At 33.9% G+C, this 25,704-nt stretch carries 29 protein-coding genes; 15 read left to right on the top strand and 14 right to left on the bottom strand.

From position 1 onward, the window contains the following. Nucleotides 1-108 precede the first annotated feature (108 nt). From ACIQ7T_RS19580 to ACIQ7T_RS19570, 3 genes are all read right to left on the bottom strand, one after another. Complete coding sequence (locus tag ACIQ7T_RS19580) at nucleotides 109-258, bottom strand: YjcZ family sporulation protein (protein ID WP_370080233.1); 150 nt, start codon at nucleotides 256-258, stop codon at nucleotides 109-111. Nucleotides 259-693: 435 nt separating this feature from the next. Next, nucleotides 694-1,320 carry a LysE family translocator gene (locus ACIQ7T_RS19575; protein ID WP_370080231.1) on the bottom strand — a complete coding sequence of 209 codons (627 nt, stop codon included), beginning with the start codon at nucleotides 1,318-1,320 and terminating at the stop codon, nucleotides 694-696. A gap of 10 nt (nucleotides 1,321-1,330) precedes the next feature. Next, a complete protein-coding gene (locus ACIQ7T_RS19570) occupies nucleotides 1,331-1,699 on the bottom strand; it encodes a hypothetical protein (RefSeq protein ID WP_402872754.1) in 369 nt (122 codons plus the stop codon). Between the two features lie 545 nt (nucleotides 1,700-2,244). Between ACIQ7T_RS19570 and ACIQ7T_RS19565 the strand changes: the two genes are divergently transcribed. Continuing rightward, nucleotides 2,245-2,802, top strand: a complete 558-nt coding sequence (locus tag ACIQ7T_RS19565) for a helicase (protein WP_402872751.1) — start codon at nucleotides 2,245-2,247, stop codon at nucleotides 2,800-2,802. Between the two features lie 207 nt (nucleotides 2,803-3,009). Here the strand turns inward: ACIQ7T_RS19565 and ACIQ7T_RS19560 are convergent, their stop codons facing one another. Then, entirely contained in the window at nucleotides 3,010-3,645 is a 636-nt protein-coding gene (locus ACIQ7T_RS19560; RefSeq protein WP_402872748.1) for a GDSL-type esterase/lipase family protein, read from the bottom strand. Nucleotides 3,646-3,981: 336 nt separating this feature from the next. Here ACIQ7T_RS19560 and ACIQ7T_RS19555 point away from each other — a divergent pair, with 336 nt between their 5' ends. Continuing rightward, nucleotides 3,982-4,236, top strand: a complete 255-nt coding sequence (locus tag ACIQ7T_RS19555) for a hypothetical protein (protein WP_370080223.1) — start codon at nucleotides 3,982-3,984, stop codon at nucleotides 4,234-4,236. A 779-nt stretch (nucleotides 4,237-5,015) separates the two neighbouring features. Here the strand turns inward: ACIQ7T_RS19555 and ACIQ7T_RS19550 are convergent. Then, the gene (locus tag ACIQ7T_RS19550) at nucleotides 5,016-5,777 is read right to left on the bottom strand and encodes a MerR family transcriptional regulator (protein ID WP_402872745.1); all 762 of its coding nucleotides are present in this window, start codon (nucleotides 5,775-5,777) and stop codon (nucleotides 5,016-5,018) included. A gap of 391 nt (nucleotides 5,778-6,168) precedes the next feature. Here ACIQ7T_RS19550 and ACIQ7T_RS19545 point away from each other — a divergent pair, with 391 nt between their 5' ends. Next, the gene (locus tag ACIQ7T_RS19545; RefSeq protein WP_370080221.1) at nucleotides 6,169-7,563 is read left to right on the top strand and encodes a hypothetical protein; all 1,395 of its coding nucleotides are present in this window, start codon (nucleotides 6,169-6,171) and stop codon (nucleotides 7,561-7,563) included. 423 nt (nucleotides 7,564-7,986) lie between these two features. On the opposite strand, the gene ACIQ7T_RS19540 is transcribed toward ACIQ7T_RS19545, so the two are convergent. Then, a complete protein-coding gene (locus ACIQ7T_RS19540) occupies nucleotides 7,987-8,247 on the bottom strand; it encodes a DUF7669 domain-containing protein (protein WP_370080219.1) in 261 nt (86 codons plus the stop codon). 403 nt (nucleotides 8,248-8,650) lie between these two features. Here ACIQ7T_RS19540 and ACIQ7T_RS19535 point away from each other — a divergent pair, with 403 nt between their 5' ends. Beyond that, nucleotides 8,651-8,881, top strand: a complete 231-nt coding sequence (locus ACIQ7T_RS19535) for a DUF3953 domain-containing protein (protein WP_370080217.1) — start codon at nucleotides 8,651-8,653, stop codon at nucleotides 8,879-8,881. 18 nt (nucleotides 8,882-8,899) lie between these two features. Next, on the top strand, nucleotides 8,900-9,025 hold the full coding sequence (locus tag ACIQ7T_RS19530) for a hypothetical protein (protein WP_370080215.1): 126 nt from the start codon (nucleotides 8,900-8,902) through the stop codon (nucleotides 9,023-9,025). Nucleotides 9,026-9,224: 199 nt separating this feature from the next. Here ACIQ7T_RS19530 and ACIQ7T_RS19525 read toward each other — a convergent pair whose 3' ends face one another. Continuing rightward, nucleotides 9,225-9,557 carry a hypothetical protein gene (locus ACIQ7T_RS19525; protein WP_370080213.1) on the bottom strand — a complete coding sequence of 111 codons (333 nt, stop codon included), beginning with the start codon at nucleotides 9,555-9,557 and terminating at the stop codon, nucleotides 9,225-9,227. Between the two features lie 357 nt (nucleotides 9,558-9,914). On the opposite strand from ACIQ7T_RS19525, the gene ACIQ7T_RS19520 reads away from it, so the two are divergent. The 5 genes from ACIQ7T_RS19520 to ACIQ7T_RS19500 all read left to right on the top strand — a co-directional run bounded on the left by ACIQ7T_RS19520 (nucleotide 9,915) and on the right by ACIQ7T_RS19500 (nucleotide 15,255). Then, nucleotides 9,915-10,340: an acyl-CoA thioesterase gene (locus ACIQ7T_RS19520; protein WP_049664899.1), complete on the top strand. Its 426-nt coding sequence runs from the start codon at nucleotides 9,915-9,917 to the stop codon at nucleotides 10,338-10,340. 11 nt (nucleotides 10,341-10,351) lie between these two features. Continuing rightward, nucleotides 10,352-10,726, top strand: coding sequence for a DUF423 domain-containing protein (locus ACIQ7T_RS19515; RefSeq protein ID WP_370080209.1), 375 nt, complete (start codon nucleotides 10,352-10,354; stop codon nucleotides 10,724-10,726). Between the two features lie 411 nt (nucleotides 10,727-11,137). Continuing rightward, entirely contained in the window at nucleotides 11,138-12,454 is a 1,317-nt protein-coding gene (locus ACIQ7T_RS19510; protein ID WP_402872740.1) for an SPFH domain-containing protein, read from the top strand. Between the two features lie 14 nt (nucleotides 12,455-12,468). Next, nucleotides 12,469-13,572, top strand: coding sequence for a TFIIB-type zinc ribbon-containing protein (locus ACIQ7T_RS19505; protein WP_370080316.1), 1,104 nt, complete (start codon nucleotides 12,469-12,471; stop codon nucleotides 13,570-13,572). Nucleotides 13,573-14,049: 477 nt separating this feature from the next. Further along, on the top strand, nucleotides 14,050-15,255 hold the full coding sequence (locus ACIQ7T_RS19500) for an EAL domain-containing protein (protein WP_370080205.1): 1,206 nt from the start codon (nucleotides 14,050-14,052) through the stop codon (nucleotides 15,253-15,255). Between the two features lie 304 nt (nucleotides 15,256-15,559). On the opposite strand, the gene ACIQ7T_RS19495 is transcribed toward ACIQ7T_RS19500, so the two are convergent. The 4 genes from ACIQ7T_RS19495 to ACIQ7T_RS19480 form a co-directional block, all read right to left on the bottom strand. Further along, nucleotides 15,560-15,709 carry a hypothetical protein gene (locus tag ACIQ7T_RS19495; RefSeq protein ID WP_370080203.1) on the bottom strand — a complete coding sequence of 50 codons (150 nt, stop codon included), beginning with the start codon at nucleotides 15,707-15,709 and terminating at the stop codon, nucleotides 15,560-15,562. A gap of 134 nt (nucleotides 15,710-15,843) precedes the next feature. Beyond that, nucleotides 15,844-16,176 carry a hypothetical protein gene (locus tag ACIQ7T_RS19490; RefSeq protein WP_370080201.1) on the bottom strand — a complete coding sequence of 111 codons (333 nt, stop codon included), beginning with the start codon at nucleotides 16,174-16,176 and terminating at the stop codon, nucleotides 15,844-15,846. Nucleotides 16,177-16,301: 125 nt separating this feature from the next. Further along, complete coding sequence (locus tag ACIQ7T_RS19485; RefSeq protein ID WP_370080199.1) at nucleotides 16,302-16,691, bottom strand: hypothetical protein; 390 nt, start codon at nucleotides 16,689-16,691, stop codon at nucleotides 16,302-16,304. A 5-nt stretch (nucleotides 16,692-16,696) separates the two neighbouring features. After that, on the bottom strand, nucleotides 16,697-17,785 hold the full coding sequence (locus ACIQ7T_RS19480) for a hypothetical protein (RefSeq protein WP_370080197.1): 1,089 nt from the start codon (nucleotides 17,783-17,785) through the stop codon (nucleotides 16,697-16,699). 512 nt (nucleotides 17,786-18,297) lie between these two features. Here ACIQ7T_RS19480 and ACIQ7T_RS19475 point away from each other — a divergent pair. Further along, complete coding sequence (locus tag ACIQ7T_RS19475) at nucleotides 18,298-19,221, top strand: serine hydrolase domain-containing protein (RefSeq protein ID WP_339280472.1); 924 nt, start codon at nucleotides 18,298-18,300, stop codon at nucleotides 19,219-19,221. 188 nt (nucleotides 19,222-19,409) lie between these two features. Here ACIQ7T_RS19475 and ACIQ7T_RS19470 read toward each other — a convergent pair whose 3' ends face one another. After that, a complete protein-coding gene (locus ACIQ7T_RS19470) occupies nucleotides 19,410-19,709 on the bottom strand; it encodes a hypothetical protein (protein WP_370080193.1) in 300 nt (99 codons plus the stop codon). Next, nucleotides 19,709-20,008 (bottom strand): DUF2089 family protein, encoded by a 300-nt coding sequence (locus tag ACIQ7T_RS19465; RefSeq protein ID WP_370080191.1) that lies wholly within the window; start codon nucleotides 20,006-20,008, stop codon nucleotides 19,709-19,711. The genes ACIQ7T_RS19470 and ACIQ7T_RS19465 overlap by 1 nt, the downstream gene beginning before the upstream one ends. Before the next feature lie 603 nt (nucleotides 20,009-20,611). On the opposite strand from ACIQ7T_RS19465, the gene ACIQ7T_RS19460 reads away from it, so the two are divergent. The 4 genes from ACIQ7T_RS19460 (at nucleotide 20,612) to ACIQ7T_RS19445 (ending at nucleotide 24,387) form a co-directional block, all read left to right on the top strand. Further along, nucleotides 20,612-21,304, top strand: coding sequence for an SDR family oxidoreductase (locus tag ACIQ7T_RS19460; RefSeq protein ID WP_402872731.1), 693 nt, complete (start codon nucleotides 20,612-20,614; stop codon nucleotides 21,302-21,304). Between the two features lie 177 nt (nucleotides 21,305-21,481). Continuing rightward, entirely contained in the window at nucleotides 21,482-22,093 is a 612-nt protein-coding gene (locus ACIQ7T_RS19455; protein WP_402872729.1) for a flavin reductase family protein, read from the top strand. 197 nt (nucleotides 22,094-22,290) lie between these two features. Next, nucleotides 22,291-23,793 (top strand): serine hydrolase domain-containing protein, encoded by a 1,503-nt coding sequence (locus ACIQ7T_RS19450; RefSeq protein ID WP_402872726.1) that lies wholly within the window; start codon nucleotides 22,291-22,293, stop codon nucleotides 23,791-23,793. Nucleotides 23,794-23,994: 201 nt separating this feature from the next. Then, nucleotides 23,995-24,387, top strand: coding sequence for a RidA family protein (locus ACIQ7T_RS19445; RefSeq protein ID WP_402872723.1), 393 nt, complete (start codon nucleotides 23,995-23,997; stop codon nucleotides 24,385-24,387). Nucleotides 24,388-24,633: 246 nt separating this feature from the next. Here the strand turns inward: ACIQ7T_RS19445 and ACIQ7T_RS19440 are convergent, their stop codons facing one another. Further along, nucleotides 24,634-25,686 (bottom strand): DUF418 domain-containing protein, encoded by a 1,053-nt coding sequence (locus ACIQ7T_RS19440; protein WP_402872720.1) that lies wholly within the window; start codon nucleotides 25,684-25,686, stop codon nucleotides 24,634-24,636. Nucleotides 25,687-25,704 lie beyond the last annotated feature (18 nt).

Genomic DNA, 25,704 nt, shown 5'->3' with positions numbered 1-25,704 from the left:
TAGAATAATGTGTATTTTTACATTAGCATTGATTACAAAAAATGTGAAATAATCTTATTGAATAAAAGGGTCACCAGGCTGGGGGGGGCGACCCTTAAATCGAAAATGTTAATACTCTCTATTCATAAAAGTAGCGCCGATAATAATTAGAAGTATAAATAGAACTACAATTAAGGCAAATGTTGAACCATTACCATATCCGCCGCCGTAATAGCCGCAGTTATTAATTCCACCAACATTTCCACCATAGTATCCCATAAAGCACACCTCCTTTCTACAATATATAATATGTTAGCTGTAGAGAAGGAGTGGGGTGTTAAACCATGCAGTTATAGGCATTAAAAAATATTTTTTTGTTAGATAAGAAAATAAAAAAGGGTCACTTGGGATAGGAGTGACCCTCAGTAAAACCTTCGGAGGTGTAAGGCTAAATTAGCTTTACCTTACTATTATTATGAAGTGATAGCTATGTTTGTATAGTGAATTGCCTGTGAAATAGATTAAAAAATAAAAAAGCCGTAGCGTCTTCACATGCTACATAAACTAATGAACAATATGAGAGACATGTTTAATAAAAGAAGTGGATAAATAAGAAAGCAGTCCTCTCAATTTGAAAGGACTGTTCAATAAAAGTGAACTATTTAACATTCAATATAACATTTTTATAATAGGGGGCATTTTTATATAAATTTATTAAGGGGCTTTCGTTTGAAGCAACTTTATCCCCATTCCAATAAATATCATTCCGGTTATCTTATTCAGGATCATTCCTACCTTTTGGTTTCCTCTTAGTTTTTTAGTAATGTACGAAGAGAAATAAGCAACAAATAAGCACCATAGTAGTCCAGTTGCTGTAAAAGTAAGTCCTAAAATTAAAAAAGGAATAGGACCTGATGCCTTAATATCTATAAACTGTGGGAGAAACGCAATAAAAAATAAAGAAACTTTTGGATTCGTTAGACTTGTTAAAAGTCCCTGTATATAAATTTTTCTTAAGTTTAATTTATTTGACGATGCTTCGAAACCGATGTTTGACTTATCACGTATCATTTTAATCCCTAAATAAACGAGATACATAACACCAATAAATTTAATGGTATTAAATAATACAATAGATTTTGTAAGTATGAGCGATAAGCCAAAAGAAACTAATAACGTATGAACTAAGGAGCCAGTAATAATACCAAACACAGAGTAAATACCAGCTTTTCTACCTTGCGAAATACTTCTACCGACAATATACATGGTGTCCGCACCAGGGATTAGATTTAATAAGATCCCTGTTAATAAAAACATTTCATAATTAATAATACCGTACATTTCAGCACCTCTATCTCTTTTTTGGGGTGCCCTTATCGATATTAAAGTAAATGAATGAAAAATAAAAGCTTTTTTTACAAATGAAAAAAGTAGTTTTAAACGAATGAATCTGCGACATAGAAAAAAAGAAATAGACATATTCGTCTATTTCCTGTTCCATAGCTTTTAATTTTGCTTTTAATTTTGCTTTTGGAATCGAGTGATACTGTTCGTATCTACACATTCTACAAGAGCAATGAACTTTACCTTTGCTCAATTTGCCATGTATAGGTTTGTACTCATTTCCTGGCAATGAAAAAACATTTTTAACAATGGTCAATTTTTTTCGAATAATTCGCTCTCTCTGATGGCGAATATAGGCTTTTGAACGATTTTTCATCAAATATCAGCTCCAAAGCTTGCAAGGAGGTCAAGGGATGTTACGGCACGCCCTACAAGCTTGGTCGGTAGTTGATATACTGGATTAATTGATTCATAGTATCATTCCTTTTTATGAAATTATTCTAACAAAATTATTTTTTTAATGCTAACAACAGCTACATTGGTCCAAAGTCAGCAATGTACCAGTGATCTAGTGTTTGCAGAAGTTCAACGCCGTGTTTATGCATTGAATTATCGCATTAAGGTACGCAAAAGGTTGTAGAAGTTCAGAAACGCATTCCTTACGTGATTGGTGTTAGGGATGTAGAAACTCTTCAGAACGCTAGAGGGAAATAGCATGCGAGCAATTGCCAAGTAGATGAAACTATCTAGTAGGACAATTTATAGAGAAAGAAATAGTATTTTGAAAAGTAGCCGGATTAAATCAACAGCACAGGTTAGTTAAATAAGGGGAATTATTGGTACATTGCAGAATAACTAAATATAATCTTCTATAGTATTGTATTTTCAAACTATTACCAAATTTGATAGGAGTGACTACAATTGTGTTTTGAAAATAATGAAATATACCCATGTTGCCCATTTATTACCAGAACGGTGGAAGTTGGTGGCCTTACTAAATCACAGCTTATTCAGAAATTGCAACAGTACTCTATCTTGATGAATGAGTATGGAGAGAAGTTATTTACTGATGATAAATTTACGACTTCTGATAAGAAGTACAGCCTGCAGACTGTTGAACTAACTGTTGGAGACCTTGGCTTTCCTGATGGAGCTAATACGGATCGAATCTTTAAAAGAGCTGAGGAACTTGGTTTGAAATTATGTCCGCTTGAGCTGGGACCTCACCTAAGGATGGAGTATCTGGATCAAACTGAAGAATATTCAGGGGATTCTTTACAGCAACAAAAAGCTCCATCTGGTTCCATAACAATAGCATCTGAAAAACTAACTGAAGACGATCATTTTCCGAAAGGTTTCTATCTTAGACGAATTAATGGAGTTTTATGGCTTCGTGGATACTGTGCAGATCATCTACACATTTGGAATCCTAACGATCATTTTATCTTTTGTCAAAAAAACACTACAGGAAAAGACTAAAGAATTTGAAAATGTGAATAAGGTGAATGCGTTGTGATTTTCCTGAAAAAGGAATTTAAAATTCTGTCATTTTCATTTCTGATATGGTTCAAAGATTCATTTTTATTACATTGTAAGAGGCTGACAATGATAGTCAGCCTCTTGCTAGAAAAATAATAAGTAATAGCTTAAAACAAACAGGATTAGATTAACTGACAGCCATTAGCCTTATAAAGGGGAATATCCGAGCCTACTTAGAGCTAATGCCATTTGATAGTATCCTCTACTATTAGGATGAATTCCTCCTGATGATAATAAAGCTTTTTCATTCCCCTTAAATACACTATAGATATCAGCTACTTTAACATTCAATTCCCGACCAAAACTGTTAATTAATGAATTAAACGCTCTAATGCCCGCATCTGCTATAGGAATATCGCTAAATGGATTGTATAAATTCTGTAACCGTAAAATATATTTATCTTGTTTGTCTAGATGGTGAATTTTTTCTAATATTTTTGAGATGTTTTTCCCTGATTGCTTAATAGCTCGAGATATACTTTCTTCATTTTTACTTATTCGAAATTCTTTAGCAGCGTTTATTAAATCATTCCCTCCAGCTGTTATCGTGATGATATTTGCACACTTTACAGCTTCCGTCACAATCGGGGCATTAAGCATAGCTAAAACATCCTCTGTCGTTGCTCCTGACCTTGCATGTTTTTGATAAGAAATACGCTTTTTTAAAATTTGCTGGCTTAGACATCTATAATATTCAACAAATCCAGGGTCCAAAAACGGAACGCCGATACCTACAGTAAGTGAATCGCCTATCGCAAGATAACGTAAATGATTGTAATCCATATTTCACCTCAACTGATTAGTTATGTTCTTATAATATTCAGTAAAAGATGAATGTGGAAACGATGCCTAGACAAAGTTAGCATTAAGCGAGGACAAACATTAAAAAGCAATTGAATTGATAAAGGTTGAGGAAAAGCAACGAAAAGAGTATGAAAATCAACTCAAAATAATCATGTGAGGTTGCAGAAGGGCACTCTAATCACTTCAAGGTCACTTTTAAAACAGTTCAAACTAATCGACTTGATAGTAACGACTAAAAGAAGAACAACCAATTTTTATGAAAAAATATCAAAGAATCGTTATCAAGACGTATAACAATTAAGAAGGCTACTAAAAATGGTAATTACAACTGCAATGGCACAGGCTTTACCAAAACACATGGATGTTGACCGTTTAATGCGACTAGCTATGACTACAATTCGTACTACACTAGTGCTCAAATATGTAGATGTTTCTAGTTTACTAGGTACAGAGGATGACGAAACGATTAAAACCGAGGTAACAGAGGATATGAACGATGTTATGGACGTTACGGATTACTCAGTAATTGAAGATGATCCTACTCAAGAGAAATTAATCATTGAACAGTAATATACCTCACAAAGTCCTTCTGCTGCTGATAAGGTAAAACTTGTCGTTTCTTGCGCTTACCCGGGAAATTATTTTTTTATTTCATACCATACAAAGTCCTTCTCCTGTAGGAATATCCAAACAGGAGAAGGATAAATCAGACGCTTGGTACTAGATTAGATCACTAGGTATCCAAACTATTGTTATCAAAGTAAGTGGTAGTTTTGCAGTAGAAAGCTTTCTATAGCAGACCTCATTAGTACATTATTTATCTAGCTTTTCAGCTATACTGTTTAGAATTCGAGTTTGTTCATTATGTATGCTAATAATTTTGAATACGAACCAAACGCCAAATACTAAGGGGACAACATAGAAAATTATTAGAAAAAGAATAGGTAAAAGAGCAAATAATACTTCCATAATTGTATAAAAACCTCCTTATTGGATTATTATACCTTAATATTATATGGTTTGTATGTCAACTTGTCGATTGAATATTTCTAGTATTTGTGGATTTTGTAAATAAGTCCAAAGTAGAAAATTTGAATATTGCGACATGAGGAGAGGCGAATCATGAAAGTATTTCAGCAAAATATCTTAGGGGATGAGGACGAAATTATTTCTGATGTACCTGTGATTGTTTTTCAAAATCGTAAGGAATGTCGTTAACATTGCTGAATGTGAAGATGTAGAAGGTGGATGGGATAACGACGATTTAGATGTAACTATTGATGATTTTAAGTATGAACTTATCATAGGCATGATGTAGGAGCCTTGTGCCCCTACAAATAGAGCTATTTTTATTCCATTTCTTCTTGCTTCATATAAAACTCTATTGCTTGATTAAACCATTTTTGTTCATCCTCTGTAAAAGGAGAAGTTGTCATATATTCAAGTTCTTGAATATCCAGTTCTTCCACATTAGTATCAGCTAACTTTTGTATTAAATCGTCACCAAGAAATGAAAAAATTGAATCTAAATAGTTTTTGACCATCTCTTGTACTTTGGAGTCATCTATAGGTTTACCATATAATTGTTTCATTTCTTTAGATAATTGAATAAATGTTTTATCCAAGGTAATTTTATCTTCCTCTGATTTGATTGAAAGCTCTTCTGTGATGTCCGTTAAACTATGGCGTTCCATCCATTCTTCATGTTTATGTTCTACTTTCATATTGTATATAAGGCTAAATAATATCGTACTATCTACTTCTCCTTCAACTAACTTTATTACTCTTTTAATTGCTTGCATTGATTGTTCAATTTTTTCCTTTTCACTTACTAAAGCATTTAAATGCAGAGATAAACTTTCATTCAAATCAACGTTATAACTTGCCTCATGTAACAAATTAGCTATTTTATCTAGGCTATACCCTAGGAATTTCAGGCTAATAATTTTTTGTAAGGTAATAATATCTTGAAAATAGTACGTGCGATGCCCTGAAGAAGGATTTTTTTCGGGTTGTAATAAACCAATTTCATCATAGTAATGCAAAGTAGGAATTGGAATTCCTGTCTTTTCTGAAAATTCACCAATAGAAAACCTTTTATCCTTATTCATCAAAATTCCTCCTATCTAAAGTATAGGTTTATCATATAACCTAAAGTAACTTGAGGTTCAAGAGGAAATTTTAAAAGTTCTTGAATAAATGTTGTAAAAGTTACAAATGTGATAGATGTTACAAACGGTGCATATGTTACATTCGTTTACTTCGTGCATTAACTAAACAAATGAGAGATAATTGGGGTAGGGGAGGTAACAATATTTTACTAATCTGGTATTTAGCATTCCCTTAATATTAGGGAAAGACAGACTGACGACCAACCTGCGCTTGGCAGACTAGTTCGGAGCGCGACAAACTTGGCCGACACATATTTAGAGATTGTGTGACTTAATTAGTATATAAATCCAAATATTGGTAATGTGATGAATGATTCGAGAGGTGAAAAAAATGGCAGTATTAAACACAGTAAACGAAGCATTAAAATTCTTTAACGAACAATTCCCAGAAGGTTCTTCTTATAGAGGAGCTGGAGAAGCACAAATTGCACAGGGGCGAGTTTTCGAAGGGCGAGCAGTTCCGGGAGTTGGTTTACAACGCATGGGATGGCAAATTCAATTCTTGACAACGCTTTACGACAAAATTGGTTCAAATCATTCAGATTCTTATCGAGTGATGAGTGCAATTGTTAATAACTTAAATATCTTCTATACAATACCTATTCATACTAAAATAGAGGCCACAATTGAAATTCCGAGTGGTAGTACAGCTTGGGATGCGGGGGTTGTTGAAATTGATCCAGGTTATCCAATTATGTTAGTAGCATTATCTATGCTTCGTAAATCAACTCATGCGTATAATAATTTAGGTGTAAATGGTTCAGGAGATTCACAAGCAGCATACTTGAATACAGCACTTACTCGACACTATCAAAAAATACTATATCACTGCCAAAATTCGGGTCACGGTAAAACTCTTATGACTGATCCGGGATCATTTGGTACAACAAGTCCAACTGTTCGTTCATTCAAAACAGCTGATGGATCAACTTTTAAAGTGGCTAATGGTGTTGTTAATACTACGTATGCGATGTTAGGTTCTTTAGCTTACTACCATGACGTTGTTCTTGGCCATTCTCAAACTGAAATTGAAAAAGATCCTCTTTATACAAATATTTTTAACGCTGGAGTTAACTTGATTAACGCTTTTGGTAACGCTATTGATTCGAATTCTGTTTCGATTGCAATTGGTGGTGGTGCTAAAGGTACTACTTGGGCACAATTGCGAGCACCGTATGTTTCATCAGGATATGATTCATATGTAGGTGCATCTCTCGTTTGGTTAGGTCATGGTGTTGTTCCAACAAATAATATTTATGTACTTACAGAATCGAGTCTAGTTACTTCATCTAAAAAACTAAGCAACTATTACAAGAATTATGTACTTGCTAACAGATCAAAAGCTCTGATGGCTATGGTCCCATTAACTAATGGCTCACCAGCTACTTTATCTGGATCTACTTTCACGGCTGCCAAAACATTCTTTGGGACTCAAACTCCAACTAGTGATGATGTTTTAAACCTTACTGGATTAATTAATGATCATCCGTATTCAACAGGATATTTATATACATTCGCTAATAACGGAGATTCAGAATTCATTCACAAAGTCGATAAAGCGGTACGAGAAACTGGTGAAGGTTTATGGAGAAGTACAGTTGAGATGGGAACAACTTCTTCAATCGTTGCTTATGGCCGACGAGGTGAAGCAGCTGGACATCGTACATTATCTGGTTTAGCCGGACTTCTTCAACGTGGTATCCCAACAGTGACAAACGGGCAGTAATATCTAATTAAGTATAATACCTAGTCTGAAATAGAAACATTAAGTCACGTTCATTTGAGCGTGACTGTTTTTTTGCTCTGAAAAGTGAGTGTCGGGCAGTTTCCCTCTTGGCTGCTAGGGCAATAGAACAACAGTTATTTTATAAACAACTTATTGATAAGATGGAAGGGATACAATTCTTGGAACATAAACAATGGCTAAATGAATATATTGACCACTTAGAGAAACGAATAAAAAAGGTGAAAATTAGAGAGCTAACAGAAGATTTATATTGAAATCCTAACTGGCGAGATCGAGCAAGAGGTACTTTACTGGTTGCTAGAAGGTATGCTTTTCCGTTGGATTGGGGCTAAACATGAGCCATACAAGCTTACAACGAGTAAGAGAACGATTAAAATGAAGTGACCTTCGGGTTGCTTCACATTATCTTATTATTAAAGAATAAAAGCCTTTTCTTAATTTTAATAAATCATCATAATTACTTGCATGATAACGTTTTGTAGCATTAGCACAACATCTATATCTAACATGATTTTCTATAGTACCTTTTTTAAATTTAGTCCCTAGACTATTCATGAAAATAACAACTTCCTTAATAGAAAATTCATTCTTACCTTTCGAATCAATTAATTTTTGAATAGCAATTAGTAATTCGTCTCGACATGTTTTCTTTTCAGTTAACAATTTCATCACCTCTTAAATGTATTTGAGAATAATCTAACAGATTTTAGATAAATGCGTAAGTAATTGGAGAGGTATGATTTGTGCGATGTGATTAGATGAATAGGTGTTACAGATGTTCCAAACGTATCATTTTAAACAATTGGTAGTGTGAAATCGGAGGTAGGATAGCAAGGGTTTTCCTCCCTTGGTATTTATGAAATCCTAAATATTAGGGAGAGACAGACCGACGACCGATCTGCGCTTGGCAGACTAGTTCGGAGCGAGACAAACTCGGCCGGCCCATAGTTTTTAAGAGATTAGGTATCTTAATTAATATATAAGGCTAAAAATTTACAGTCATTTCCATGACCTCTTTGTTAATGTATGATAAATGAAAATGAAATTTAAAGAGGAGTGGAAAGGTATGCTGAAAATTTTACAAATTGTTTTTGCAATCATAGTAATATCTCTATCAGCTTATGGACTTATCACACGTGATTACCAACTGAACTTCCTAATGATATTCTTCTTAGGTTTATTTATGTTAAATTTAGGAATTAAAGAATTTCAAAGAGAGAGAAAAGCTTATAGTTGGTTACTAATTGGGGTATTTTTATTTTCAGTATATGTATCTATTCAAAGTTTGGTATTGTAAATAAAGGAGTGGTTATAGATGGCTACTACCATTACGGATCATGGAAATCAAAGGCTCCGAGGTTATGGGGCGTTGCATCGATGGATATACAATGTCGTTGTATACGATTTACATGGTCAATGGAAAGTTGCCAGAGTACCGTAGAGGCAAGGATTACATGGATGATACGTACCAAAAGCAATTAGCTGCTCGAATCGATGCTTATGTGTGACTTAGGGCTAACTTACGGCAAGCTTTTAACAAAGCTTATAAACAGGTAAAGCTGCCAAGTGTTGCAGTGCCGTTCATTAGTTATGAGGACTGGAGAAAAAAATCTAGTGGAGAGGGAAAAAAGCAAAAGGTGTTAATCTTCCTTTTGCTTAATTTCTAAAAATATTGAGAAACTAACTGCAATAATCATTACTATAGAAAAAATAATTGAAGAAGTGGATTTAAAAGAGACTGATGTAATCAATAAAGCAAGAGAGCAAATGATAATGGCTATACGTAATAAAATATTTGTACTTTTACTAGGTTTAAAAAAATCATCCAATACACCAAGTATAATAAAAAGTCCTATAAATATAAGATATTCATATAGAAGTATGGGTTCTAAATATTCTGGACTGAACCTAGTTAACTGAATCGCAGAAATGAATATAAGAATGTATTTTGTAAATTTAAAAATGCCTGACAAAGTATCACCTCATTTTTAATGATAGGTAACTAAATAATGTAAGTCTAGATGAATTTAGGAAAAATTTGGTCCAAGTCACTACATTATTTTTTTGAGTGACTTTTTTCTTTTTTATCCTTTGCACCTGCCCGGTGTTATATAATTTTATATTTTTTGTACCCAGTGAACCCCAATTTGTACCCCAATTAAGCGGGGTGCAACGGGCAAAAACAGAAACTAACATTTATTACCAAATTAATTTTTAAATAGAACTTCAAGATTTTGTGAAATTAAAATTTTGTTATTTTCTTAATCAATAAAGCAAAAACACCGCCAAATCAATATTTTTACGCTATAATGTAGGACGAGGTGAAGAAAATGTTTGTTAGTGAAAAACAAATCGAAATTCGATATGCTGAGACCGACCAAATGGGCGTGGTGTATCATGCGAACTATATCATTTGGATGGAGATAGGCCGTTCTCAGTTAGTTAATGATGCAGGCTTTGAGTATGCTGAATTAGAGAAAGACGGTTATGTATCGCCAGTGATGGATTTATCCATTTCTTATAAGGCTGCTATGCATTATGGCCAAGTGGCAACGGTCCGTACATGGGTGGAAAAACACGATCGTTTACGTACAACATATGGCTATGAAATTTTACATGAAGATGGCACGATTGCAGCTACTGCTCAGTCCGTACATATTCTAGCTCAAAAAGATACGTTACGTCCGGTATCCTTAAGTAAAATTGATCCTGCTTGGGATGCGAAATATAAAGAAATCGCACGCGAAACGAAATAGGAGAATCATACATGGAACTTTTATTGGCAATCGGTGCAATTATGGCTTGTCTTGGTGTCGTGCTAGGCGCTTTTGGAGCACATGCATTAAAAGATAAATTTGCGTCACCATACTACGCTACCGTTTGGGAAACTGCGGTGCAATACCATATGTATCATTCAATAGGTTTACTTGTGCTTGGTATTTTATCGAGTGAAGCCCTTTTAGGAGCTTCTAGTATGCTTTCTTGGGCAGGCTATTTAATGTTGGCAGGTATTGTGTTTTTCTCAGGTAGTTTATATGTATTAGCTGTTACAGGTGTGAAAAAGCTTGGAGCGATTACCCCAATCGGCGGTCTGTTATTTATCGTTGCCTGGGTGCTTGTGGCTATTACCGCATTATCTTAAGAAACGCTAAGATTCACTAAAAAAACGATATAGTATTTACAATACGATAGAGGTAGTTCCTTTGGAGCTATCTCTTTTTATAGAGAAGTTTAAAAAAAATGAAACAAATTATCCTTTTTATGCGTACTACATAATGATTAGATTAATTTTAACTTCTTTCGGCGAATGTCACTGATTCGGAAAGGAGTTCATATTGGATGATTGCCTAAAATAATCGCGTTCATGAGATAATGGCTAACTGGCCTGCATTGGTAAAAACGCTACACTCCTGTGGCAATACCGAAATGACCGATATCGTGTCAGCCCTCATGCAGGTCTAAGGACAAAGCCGAATCCGGACGTAATTAAGCCGAGGCATAATTGATATGATAAAATAAATCTTAAGTATATAAGTTGAAGGTGGGAATAAATATGGGTTTATTAAAAGCAGGAGTTGGCGCATTAGCAGGTGTTCTAGAAGATCAATGGCGTGAATATTTCTATTGTGAGTCACTGTCAGCGGATGTTCTAGTGGAAAAGGGTCATAAACGTACTTCAAAACGAGGTTCAAATAAAGGCAATGACAACATTATTAGTAATGGTTCTATTATTGCTATTAATGAAGGGCAATGTATGATGATTGTCGAGCAAGGGAAAGTAGTGGAGTTTTCTGCGGAGTCTGGTGAGTATGTTTATGATACATCCACAGAGCCTTCGATAATGTATGACAATGATTTGTCCGAAGGTATAAAGGAAACATTCAAGCAGATTGGTAAACGCTTCACATTTGGCGGAGAACCTGCAAAGGATCAGCGTGTGTACTATTTTAATAAAAAAGAAATCGTAGGCAATAAATATGGGACACCAGCACCGATTCCTTTCCGTGTTATCGACCGTAACATCGGCCTAGATATTGATATTGCTATTCGTTGCCATGGCGAATATTCTTATAAAATTGTTGATCCATTACTATTCTATACAAATGTATGTGGAAACGTTGAGCGTGAATTTACAAGAGATGCAATCGATAGCCAATTAAAAACGGAATTAATGACTGCGTTACAGCCGGCTTTCGCACATATTTCAGCAAGCGGGGTACGCTATAGTGAAATTCCTGCACATACGGTTGCTCTAGCAGATGCCCTTAATAAAGTGTTATCGGAGAAATGGCTAGCAACTCGTGGTTTAGCAATTGTATCCTTTGGCATTAGTTCATTAAAAGCATCAGAAGAAGATGAAGCAATGATTAAACAACTACAACGAAATGCAGTGATGCGTGACCCGGGTATGGCTGCAGCTCATTTAACAGGTGCTCAGGCGGAAGCAATGATTGCAGCAGCCAATAATGATGGCGGAGCAATGGCAGGATTTATGGGCATGAACATGGCGACTCAAGCAGGAGGAGTTAATGCAGGACAGCTTTACCAAATGAATGAGCAAAATAAACAGGCAGCTCAGCAAGGTCAAACACCGATGAATTCAGATACATGGAAATGTGCATGTGGCAACGAAAACACTGGTAAATTCTGCTCAAATTGTGGGACACCAAAACCTGCTGAGGAAGGATGGACTTGTACTTGTGGTGCTGTCAACAAAGGCAAATTCTGTAGCGAATGTGGTGCTAAAAAACCTTCAGGAGCATTACAATACGTTTGTGATAAATGTGGTTGGCTGCCAGAAGATCCTGCAAACCCACCAAAATTCTGTCCAGAGTGTGGCGATGTGTTTGATGAGAATGATGTTAAGTAAGGAGATGACTAATGATGCCAACTCAAGATGCTGAAAATGCTAAACAAGTAAAGCTTGATTTTGACGCTGAGTGTCCATCATGTAGTGCATCTATTGAATTTAACCCAGCAACTGGAAAACTGACATGTCCTTATTGTGGCTATGAAACTGAAATTGCAGCCCCAGAGAAGCAAGAGGAAAAAGTTGCCCAGGAAATGGATTTTGCAATGGCTGAAGAACGTGGGAATTTTAACTGGGGTGTTGAGAAAAAAACAGTCATTTGTAAATCCTGTGCGGCAGAAACGATTTATGATGCATTACAGGTAGCTGATAGTTGCCCATACTGTGGTTCTAATCAGGTTATGGAGGCTAGTGCTGAAAATACGCTAGCCCCGAACGGAGTATGCGCATTTGAAATAACAGATAAGCAAGCGGGAGAGAACTTCAAAAGTTGGATTAAGGGAAAATGGTTTACACCGAGAGCAGCAAAGGATAGTGCAAAGCCTGATTCATTTAAAGGGGTTTATCTTCCTTATTGGACCTTTGACACGAAAACAAGCTCAAGGTATTCTGCAAGATACGGTAGACATCGCACAGTTACAGATAAAGATGGAAATACTCGAACTGAAACAGACTGGTATTCTACAAGTGGTTTTTATCAGGAATTTATTGATGATCATTTAATAAGTGCGACAATCCGTTATGATCGTAATATGATGAGAAAAATAGAACCCTTTAATTTACTCAATAATAAAGCCTATAAGCCGGAATATGTATCAGGATTTTTATCAGAACGCTACAGTATTGGTTTACAGGACGGGTGGAGTCAGGCGAAGAGGGAAATTTCTAATCATCTGAATGCACAAATTACCTCAAAAATACGTTGGGAACATAATGCGGATGTAGTATCCAATTTACATTTCTCAACAACTCATGATGATATTACATACAAATATCTAATGTTGCCGATTTGGCTTTCTTCATTCCGTTACAAAGAGAAAATTTATCGATTTATGGTAAATGGACAAACAGGTCGAGTAGGTGGGGATGCCCCAATTTCACCACTTCGTGTAACAATTGCTGTTATTCTATCTTTAATTACAATTGCGATTATTTGGTATTTCTTTATGTCAGAATAGTCATGAGCAGTATTCCTGTAGGGTATAATCCATACTTTGGAATACTGCTTTTTTACTGTAGTGGGTGAACGGCTGAATTATTTTAGGATATAGGATGAAAAACTTTAGTTATCTTGGCTTTCACATTGAATTGTTGCATAAGTTATAATGATAAAGGAATTCTGAGGGAGTTTTTTTACACAGCAATACATGAAAAATTTAGTGAATGCATAAAGAGTGACGCTAAATAAAAATAAGCGTACTTAAGCAACCTATTTTGCGAGAAAATCGTTATTAGTGATGAATTGTCAGAAAAAAATAAATCAGTTAGGTGGAAGTTTGTTAAATTTCAGAACAGATTTATTCCATAAAATAACGCCATGTGAAGTTGCCAATTTTCTTTAAACAAATTATTATACAGTCAGAGAGCTTTTTTCATGTAATGAGCTGCGAATGTAATGTTATTCTTGGATAACATCATGTATGGAGGTTTCGACAATGGATGCAATTGAAGTTTTAACAAATTTAGATCAAATACATGGGTATTTTCAACCTATTTTTAGCGCGGATGCGCATACGGTGATTGCCTACGAAATTTCCGGACAGTTACAAATCGAGGATCAACAAATTAATTTAAAAGATTTTGTGAATAATGAAGATATTCCAGAAGAGTATCGTATTGATATGGAACATAAAATTCTACATGCTGCATTAGCCAAAGTAGAAGAAATCGGGCAAGATATTGATATTTATATTCCTAGTAATCCGAACTTATTGATGCAGGATTTTGGTGAAAGTCATTTTAATATTATTCAACAATATATAAGTGAAGAGGATTTACATCGTATTGTATTAGTTGTTTCTGAGCATCGTTTTTTAGGTGATATTCAAAAGCTGCACCATGCAGTACGTTACTTTACGACTTTTGGTGTCAAAATTGCCGTTCAGGAAGTGGGAGCGGAGAGTCATTTAGAGCACATTGCTTTATTATCACCACAAATTTTAAAGGTCAATATTCAAGACTTAAATTATGATTCTTGGTCTGCACAGTCTGATATGATATCAGCAATAGGTAGTCTTGCTTATAAAATTGGCGCAAATCTTTTATTCGAAGGAATCGAAACTGTGTATCAATTGCAGTTTGCTTGGAAGAATGGAGGCCGATTTTATCAGGGGCGATACTTGGCAAACCCTGCAATAACATTCGTAGAGAAGGATATTTTAAAGGAACGTTTTAAGGAAGAGTGCCAGCAGTTTATTACCTCTGAAAAGAAAATTCTAGAGGCGCAATATTTCGAGTTGAAAAAGCTGAGAGAGGAGCTAGAAGCGATTGTCCATCGTGTCAAACCTTCTAGTGACAACACCACACTTTTAGAGCATTTAGCGCAGCTATTGGATAGTTATTCGTTCCGAGTATATATTTGTAATGAAGACGGCTTCCAACTTTCTCCAAACGTAATGCGTATAGATGGACAGTGGGAATTGCAGCCAAGAGCCATCAATAAAAACTGGAGTTGGCGCCCATACTTCCTACAAACAATCATTAAAATGCGCAACGATCAAAGCGGAGAAATCTCAGAGCTATATCGAGATATCGAGACAGGGGAAATTACAAGAACATTTTCTATTGCTATTAACGAGCATGAATATTTGTTTGTCGATCTTTCGTATGATTACCTATACGAACATAATATATTTAGATAGTACTACAAATGCTTATATATCAAGGTTTAATGGGTACAAGATTAACTTGTACCCCACTTTGTACCCGAAATTTGAGTAAAAAGAGAATCACAATGATGAAAGAATTTTAGAACTCTAATCGTTTTGATTTTGTTCAAGAATGGAAAATCAGATATGCAATAGAACATATTATGATAGCAGAACTAGAAAATGTTTTGATTCTTGTTAGTAATAATCGTGTTATTCATATACATACAGATAACGTTAAAAAAAATTAAAGAAAAGCCACTCATTTTAAAAATAATGAGTGGCTTTCTTCTGTTAATTATTGTAAATTAATCATACCTGTTTCAGTGCCGAAAATACCTGTTTGCACTTGTAGTTGTAGATCTTTCATAATAGAACCATTACTAATAATGTTGTCATTGCCTTTATTTGACCCTCGTTTTGAAGTACGTTTATGACCCTTTTCCACTAGAACATCCGCTGACAGTGACTCACAATAGAAATATTCACGCCATTGATCGACTCGTTTTCTTCTGGAGGCTTTGTTTTTACAAATATATTTAAGGGGTACAAAAATAATTTGTACCCCTGTTTAGTCTCTTATTATTTTAAAGGAATTCCAAGTCCTAAAGCAGAAGCGATAGATACAATAGAGCTAATAACACCTAGTATACTAGTTAATTTCTCTAATGGTTTTTTAGCTTTCTCTTTATCTCCATTTTCTATATGAGTTTGAAGGAGTTCAAAATTAGCTTCTGCAATCTCTCGTTGTTCTTCAGCTAGGTGTTGAATTTCATCGTGAAGCTGTTGTAAAGCATTGATAATGTCATTAGGCAAGCTAGCTATCCCTTGATTGAGTGTACCATTGTTTTCAATAGTTATATTACCTTTGTTTTCTCCAAAAGTTAAACCACCATATTTACTAGAATCACCCATATAACCATCTCCTAAGATAATAGTAACTTTCCCAAGCTTGGATACTTTCTCTAATAATTGATCGGAATTTTCTTCGGCTAAAATATCGATAATTTCTCTTAAACTCTCAGGTTTATTTTGTTTACTTAACCCGACATTTTCCGTTTTGTTATTAATTTTTTTTTTGAAAAACTTTGTCTGAAATCATCACTTAATTCGATTATTGGAATAGCGTTTAAAGGATCGAAGTAATTTTCTGTACCACAATACTTGCAAGGAATGGAATCAATATTTTCAAGTTCAGATTTATTAGCAGTTAAAATACTTCTACTACATTCCTCGCATTGAAATTCTAATTTTATAACGAGCGCTTCTTTTTTTTCTAATTCAGATAATGTATCAATAACTACTCCAAGAGGTAAGTTAGTTATTTTTGCAATATAACTATGGTAAAATTTTTCAATCTTACTGATAGCAATTGCCTCAAGTGCATTATCTATTTTTTGAGAAATTTCCCATGGCTTTAAATTGCTCAATACTTTTACCTCGCAGAATAAATTTGGTAAATCAATTTTTCTCTAATATAATCCAATACAGGTTCAGACGCAAATACATTGAACTTAAATGTTTTTGTATTAACGCCGATTCGAATAGAATATTCTTGTTTGACTCCACCAATACTATGTTCAAATAGTATAGATCCTTTTTGTTTGGATAGGTAAGGTTCTAAATAATTGTATAATGGTAAACCTCGTAGTTCTCTAATACTACCTAATCCTATTGTTTCAAGTCCACTTAAAAGTAACAACGTAAAAGGTGTTGTTTCTAAAATGCCAGTAATATCTTCGCTATTTAAATTTTGCTCTAGAACTGATAATTCACCACTAGTATAGTATTCGTCAATTGCAGAAAGTATACTCACAATTGATTGACCCTGTGTTTCTTCAAATGTATTTACTGATCCTGCTGGTCTTCCTGTAGCATCAATAAGCCTTCCTTGAAGGTTATCAGCTAAAGACTCAAGAGTACCCCCGTATTTCTCTAACAAATCATACTGTTTGAATTCGTATTCATCCTCGACAATTTTAGTTAACAAAGCAATAATTTTTTTGGCAACAGCTGAACTTGCTCGTACTTCAATTATTCCCGTACTTTCATCTATATAAACTGTTGTAATTTCATGCTTAATGTATTCTCTTCGGTTAGTTAAATAGTAATCAACATTAACCCCAGTTCTATGAATAAATCTTAAATAATATGCTTGTGAATCTTGGATTTCAGCTGCAGCAATAATGGTAGGATCAGTAGGAACATTTTTGCTATTTGGTGTAACTACTGTTTCGAAAGGGTTAAATGGCATTTTATTAATTATACTTTGTTTAAATCCTGTTAAATCAGTTTTATTTGTTGCCTGGTACCAAGCTAAAGAAACTGCTCCAGAGAAAATATTATTGCTTATCATTTTAAGAACATCGCCTTCAATATGCTCAAAAGAGTCCCAAACTCTACTTGCTAATTCATTTACATTGCCGGTTGTTTCTAAAGTCATTTTATTACAAATCTCTTTGAGATGAGTTTTGCTTAATTTATGCAAGTCTTGGGGGAAAATTAAAGATTTAATTGTATTCATTTAACACCCTCCAGAATTATATTCTGTGTTCGATGAAATTATGTCATTTTATTAATAAATATAATAGTATATGTATTGAATACCCAAAAAATAACATAAAAGTGTTGATTGACATGGAAGTAAGAATGAAATGGAACTTTTATGCGTCGAAATGAATAAAAACATTATAGTTCTTTATTCTCATTTGTTGTCTGAGGTTTTTAAAAGAAATAACTACTACTGATTAGGGAGTAGTTGGTATTATTTTTCAATTCATTTTGTACGGCTTCCAAAAAGTGGGTGCTTTTATTAAGTGCTCTCATCTTTTTTTAGGCTGTTTTCGAAATGATTGCGCTATTCAACTACGGGGTAGGTTAGTTTAACAGTGTTGTTTAAGTTGTGTTCAACAATCGGGCCATTTAATTGAATAACTCCTTTGATAAAATTAATGAATTTATGTTAAAATTTAGGTTAAATTATAAACTGATGTACATAAACTAATGACGCAATTTAGTGGAGGAGGGATTATATGTATGAGTGAAATATCTTTTAATGAGTTAGAGAAGAAAGTGAAGAAGATTAAAATTGAAGGTTTTGTCATTTATAAAGGAAATACACGGATCTTTGAATATTTAAAGAATAAAAAAGTCGTAAAAAATCCGACAAAGGTTTATTCCATTACAAAAAGTATTGTGTCTATATTAATTGGAATTATGGTCGATAAAGGGCTAATAAAAAACATTCATGAACCTATTTATAACTACTTTCCGGAAATATTAGAGTTCAATGACCCAATGAAAGAGGAAATCACATTATTTCATTTGCTGACTATGACTTCGGGGTTACAAGTAGGAAAATTCCAAAGTTCAAAAAACTGGGTTAAATTCATACTAGAACAACCAGTTATATATAGACCAGGTTCAACCTTTGAATATAATAGTGGAAACTCTCATTTACTAAGCGCGATCATCCAAAAAGTTTCTGGAGGTTCTACCGCCTCATTTGCTGAAGAATTTCTATTCCATCCATTAGGGATAAAAAAATACATATGGGTAAAGGACCCGCAAGGAATTCACGAGGGTGGCTTTAGTATTTCATTAAATTTAGAAGACATGGTGAAGTTTGGATTTTTATTACTTAACGAAGGGCAATTTAAATCAAATCAAGTGATTTCATCTAACTGGATCCACGAGGCAAAAAAACCATATAAACAATTTGAAGCAGAAGAAGACAGAACAGCTGGATATGGTTATGGTTATCAGCTATGGACTTGTGAAATTACTAATAGTAACAACAAAATTGAATATTACTATGCCAATGGCTTATACGGACAATATATATTTATTGTTCCGAAGTTAAATATTATGGCTGTGGCAAAAAGCTATCTACAAGATGACCATTCCTCTGCACCGAAACTCTTTTTCGAAGAACTTTTACGTAGTTGGAAGGATGAATGAGACATTTAAACAAATGAAAAGGAGGAATCACTATCTTGATATTCCACAATCGGGCGCTTTAGTTAAATATTCGATTTACGAAATATCAAACATAAAAACAGAGTTGATTCTACACATTTTGTAGATTAACTCAGTTTTTATGTTTTAATAGCAACAATCTTCAAATATGCTCTAAATTTTTATGTTCCTCAATTTATATCATGTAACTTCATTTTTTCTAATTCTTTTTTTCTTTTATTTTTTAGAGATTCTCTTCCTCTAGCCCAGATTCCTAATAAAACTGCTGGACCAACAACTGCAACCTTAAATAGTGTATAAGTATTGAAATTATCCATTCCGTTATACCACCATCCAAAAATAATAACTAAATACACAACTGGTACAATTGCTCCCCAGTAAACGTTAGTTCTTCTAGATAAATAAAATTGAGTTCCTAATATTACTATGGCTATTAAAATGGCTATTAACCATTTATACATTGGATCCATTATCCTTCATTCCTTTCGTCTTTATATTTATCAATAATCAATTTTGCCGTCTCTAAACTCAACCGTTCATCAATTACCAAATTTTTAATCATATTTACAAACTCGACGTCTTCTGTTTTGCTATTCAGTTCAATTTTTTTAATTAATGTATCTAATTTAGTCCTTACTGTCGGATATGATACACCATAAATTTTAGATATATTCTTTAAAGACCCAGAATTAATTATAAATTTTCTTATAAATTCAACAGATTCTTTATCTAAAGACAAAATCCAAGCTGGTACTTCATCACGGTTCACATTTTCCCCTCCCTTTTTAATAATATTAAATAATGGTTAAATAAAATTCAAGTATACATTAACATTATTCATTTTTTTAAGGTTATTTTAAGCTAATCGCTTTTTAAGACACGGAAACTTTTCGTTAGGTTAATGTTAGGTTTGTCGTTTATTTTTTTATTAGCAACAAAGGAAGGGATTTCGATAAAAACACCCGTTAGCCATCCATGAAGCACAAAAATCAGCACTTCACCACAGAAAATGAAAGATGATTAAGTTCTTTCATGGGAGTTGAAGAGTGATTGTAAATAGACAAACTATTAGCTGGTTTAGTTGAAGAATATAGCCAAACCATAAGCAACAGCTTTTCTCAAAGATTGTTGCTGTTAATATAAAAAGACGGATTCAATCTACAGAATATGTAGAATTGATCTATTTCTGTTTGTTTTGAGATTTCGCAAATCGAATATTTAAGTCAAGCCATGTTAGTTTAACAAAGTTTAAAATTATCCCTGACGTAATATCTTTTGAAACATTCTTGGTTGATGTTTTTCAAAAAAACGTTCCTCTTATTGATAGGAGTTCCTATTCTGGTATAATTAACTGTGAGAGAGGATGATTAATATGAGCAAAAATATCGTTGTTATAACAGGGGCTGGCAGTGGTTTAGGTGCAGCACTTGCTAAAAAATATTCGTCTTTAGGCAATCACATTTGTTTACTCGGTCGAACGAAATCAAAGCTTGAGGATACGGCTAAAGCTTTAACCAATGGCTATTCTATTTATGAGGTTGATGTTACTTCGAAACAAATGGTCGCTCAAGTAATTCATTCTATCCAAGAGGATTTTGGATCAATTCAGTTATTTATTAATAATGCTGGTGTTGGCTATTTTGATAAAGCTGAAAACTTGAATGAGGATTCAGTTCATCAAATGATTGATATTAACCTAAAAGGAACAATTTTTTGCACACAAGAAGTGCTAAAAGGTATGAAAGAACGCAATGAAGGAACAATTGTCAATATCGTTTCTACAGCTGGTCTAGAAGGAAAAGTAACGGAATCTGTTTATTGTGCTAGTAAATTTGGTGTACGTGGATTTACAGAAAGTCTAGCACTAGAATTAAGTGAAACATCTATTCATGTATGTGCTGTATACATGGGTGGTATGAGCACAGAATTTTGGGACGGGATATTTACTGAGGAAAAAACTAAGACATTAATGAATCCTAATGACATCGCGGATATTATTATGGAGAATATTAAACCGAGAAAAGCGTTAGCAGTAACTGAGGTTGTTATTAAAAATAAACGATAACGAAATGGATATGACCAGGCACTTCAATTAATGTTGAGCCTGGTCATTTTCCATTTCATTTAATATTTAAATTGCTAAGGTACAGTATATGTCTTAAAACGCAATCTATATTTCGATGAAAATTGAAATATCTATCTTGTACTATGAAAATTGAAAGTACAGATAGGAGGAGAGAAAATGACTCAAATTGCTAAAACAGAAATGATTAATCCGAAAATTCTATACTACGGGACACCTGTGATATTATTAACTACACTAAATGAAGATGACACAGTAAATATTAGCCCTCTTTCATCATCATGGATGTTAGGGGATTGTATTATTTTGGGAATTGGGCTTGGGGGAAAGGCTATTGAAAATTTAGAACGACATCCTGAATGTGTCATTAATGTCCCAGATCATTCATTATGGGAGAATGTAGAAAAATTAGCCCCTTTTACAGGGAAAAACCCCGTTCCTGAATATAAGAGAGCGAATGGATTTACATTTGAAAAAGAAAAATATAAAATTAGTAATTTAACGCCAACCGATTCTAAATCAGTAAAGCCTACAAGAATTGCAGAGTGTCCAATTCTACTTGAGGCAAGAGTAAAACATATTCGAATTCCTGATTATGCTCCCTTTTTTGCTATTGTTGAGGCACAAGTAATACATGTACATGCTCATAAGGAGATTATAGTTAAAGAAAATTATATTGATCCAAATAAATGGAGCCCACTTATTTATAATTTCCGCCATTATTTTGGACTTGGACATCAGCTGGGGAAAGCTTTTAGGGCAGAAATTTAATTTGCTATCTTTAACAAAGATCAGTTCTCTTTTTAGAATGGGAATCTGGTCTTTTTGTGTTTATTAAGATTCTAAGTTACAAAACTGTCATATTGAGATGTTTTTATTAATGTAAAACGATGGTTGTGGTATTAATTCCTTGTTATAGTTAAATTAAGGAATTTAATAACCTTGTACCAGCTTAAAGGAGAAATGAAATGAAGCCATCATTAAAAATCTACACGCTTCTAATTGCTATGATTGTTGCCTTTTATAGTTTAACGCCAACAATCGTAAATGCAGACTCAAATGAAAAAATTCAAAAGATTGATCAATTTGTTAAAGAGCAAAAGGAGATTAGTAAAATTCCAGGAATATCGTTAGTAATTGTAGAAAAGGGGAAAACGGTTTATGAAAAAGGCTTTGGATACGCTGATATTCAGTCAAAAACACCTGTTACCTCTAATACATTATTTGAACTAGGATCTACATCGAAAGCATTCACGGGACTAGCCATTCTAAAATTGGAGCGGGAAGGCTTACTAAAACGTTCGGATGATATCCAAAAGTATATCCCATGGTTTGAGTTAAAATATAATGGCAATCCTCAGTCAATTACTATTAATCAGTTACTGTATCATACAAGTGGAATAGCTACTAGCACTATTTCTAATATCCCGAAAAGTAACGAAACGAATTCTCTTGAGTTAACTGTGAAAAAATTGCTTGATCAGCCATTAAATAGACAACCAGGTAGCTCATTTGAATACGCAACAATCAATTATGATGTTTTGGGACTCGTTATTGAAAAGGTTTCAAAACAACCCTTTGATACGTATATCAAACAGCAAATATTAAAGCCAATCTCTATGAATGATACATTTGTTGGAATTCATCAAGTTAAATCTAATGAGATGGCCACGGGATATAAAATAGGACTGATGAGAGTGCAGGAATATACACCACCGATCTACCGTGGAAATGTACCTGCAGGTTATGTAATAAGTAACACAAGCGATATAGCAAAATGGTTAAAGCTACAGTTAGGAACTAGCCAAATTGATTCGATTGATCATAAAATTATTCAAGAATCGCATATCCCAGATTTATCTGTAGAGACTTTCGATAAGGACACATACTATGCAAGTGGATGGGGAGTTATGGGAAAAGAAGAACAATATATATCCCATGCTGGTGAAAATCCAACATTCTCTTCTTATTTCATCATGCAGCCCGATGAACAATTAGGAGTAGCCGTATTATCCAATATGAACTCGAGCTATACAACTGCGATAGGGCAAGGTGTGATAGATTTATGGGAAGGGAAAACGGTAAATACTATTCATTCTGACATCTATCAGAATTTGGATAAAATTATTTCACTTATATGTGTTATTGTTGTAGGCTTGGGGATGTTTTTAAGTATTCTATTGCTTACAACCTTAAGGGAAATTGTTAAAAAACAACGAATTAGAGTATCTTTAAATATAAAAAGAACTTTTTTATTAATCTTTCATTCTTTAAGTGTTGCAATAATTTTTGCACTTATCATTATGTTCCCGAAACTATTACCAGAGGAATCCAATTGGGAGTTTATTAAAGTATGGGGTCCAACCTCAATCACTGTGTTATTTTATAGTGTTATAGTGTCAGGTGTGATTTATTGTTTATTGGGATTAGTGAAGATATTAACCATAAAGGAAAAAGAAATAAAAATGTAAAGATTTGATTATTTTATGAAATGCATGGTAATATGAAAATAACTTTAGGTGAAAGGGGAGAATCCAAATGAAAAAAAGATCATTACGTTTTTTAAGTATGGGTATTGGGTTCTCAACTGCTGTTTTTTTCTAAAATTAAGTTTATAGGGACGAGTCTGCCCTTTTTTAGAAAAATAAATAAAAACCTAGAGGAGATTAACCATGAAAAATGAAATAACACGTAAAAATCCAATCCAAGTACCTAGCCCTGTTGGCAATTACAGCCATCTTACAATAATTCCTAAGGATGCAACAATATACGCATTATCTGGACAAATTGGAGTTGGGGTAAAAGGTGAATTGCCATCATCACTAACAGAGCAGGTTAAGAATACATTAAAAAATATTCAATTAATATTGCAGGCAGAGGGACTTAACGCAGACAATGTGGTGAAAGCCAATATTTGGGCAACTGAAGAAATAGATTGGGATGATTTCTATCAAGAGTGGGAAACGATGTTTGGAAATCCTTATCCTTCTATGACGATAGCTTATATTACTGCTTTAGGACTCCCTGATATTAAATTGGAAATAGATATTTGGGCTGCTAAATAAGCTGAGTAACCGACAAAATCTTAAATGATCTTGTCGGTTTTTTTATAAAGCAAATTTTAGGGTATATGATAAGAAAAAAATGGTCACTTTTCCTAAGCGGAAAGTGACCAAAAATTAAAGATTTAATGATGGGGGTGTGTTTCTTGCTCAAGGTATGAGCAAGCTGGAAGCGAATTGAGTACACTACTATTTTATGAAGGAAAAAAGCTTTTTGTTAGGTATTTGTCATTTTTAAGTTTTTTTGGGTTAGGAGCGTTCCTTAGAATTAGTAGAAGCTTTAAGCAATGAAGGTATAGTCCAATAAGTACCCATGCGCCACAACCATTCTAATGGTCCAAATTTAAAGAATTGCAGCCAAATCTTGCTAAACAGTAATTGGAAAATGTAAATACCTATGCAAATCCAAAGAGATTGGATAAAACGAATATTGCCAATAAGGTCAAAGGCATTGCCAATTAGTAAGATTAGCGCTGTTTGCCCTAAATAATTTGTTAATGCCATTCGTCCATAGTCTTTTAATGGTGAAAGCAAGGCCTGGCATAAATGATGTTTGAGTAATAACATTAATAAACCTACATAAAATGCAGATACAAATGGGCTAAATTGAAGCCCGATTAATGAAAATTTTTCAATGTTTGTCACATGTTCTGTAAATTCATCTTTTGTCATATTGTTAACGTTCGCCATTGCCTCTGGGACATAATGCCATTGATACAGCAAGCCCACTATGCTAATAAAGAACATTATCACTGTAAAGATAAATATGTTTTTACGGTTGTCATGGATCTTTTCGAAAATTTGATACTGCCCAGCAGCTAATCCTAGTAAAATAAGTGGAAACGGCATAGCAATTTTGATGCCATAATAAGCAGTTACCGCTAATAGTATAAGTCCTATAGTTACGTTTATTTCTTTACGAACTTTGTAAAATGGTAAAGCAATTAGCCCGAAAATTGCATAGACGGTTAATGCTTCTCCAGGTTGGAAATAAAAATGTACAAGCCCGATTAACAATAAAATAATCATTCTTCTAATAAATAAAAGATAGGCGTTATTATTTTTAGCCATTGCACGGGAAATAAAAATATAAAAGCCTACACCGAATAAAAATGAAAAAATCGAGAAAAACTTACCTTCCACAAATAATATTAAAAATCTATTGTATGCAATATCTATAGATGTGTCCGGTGTATTTATCCATAATAATGCCGGAATATTTACTAAAATAATTCCTAATAAAGCAAATCCTCTTAAATAATCTAGTGTATCAATTCGTTTGTTTAATTCAATTGGTTGCATGTTATCTCCTCCTCACTT

Origin of the sequence: Lysinibacillus sp. NPDC096212 (assembly GCF_044763105.1) — a bacterium.
GTDB lineage: Bacteria > Bacillota > Bacilli > Bacillales_A > Planococcaceae > Lysinibacillus.
This window is presented reverse-complemented; position numbering and strand designations above follow the sequence as displayed.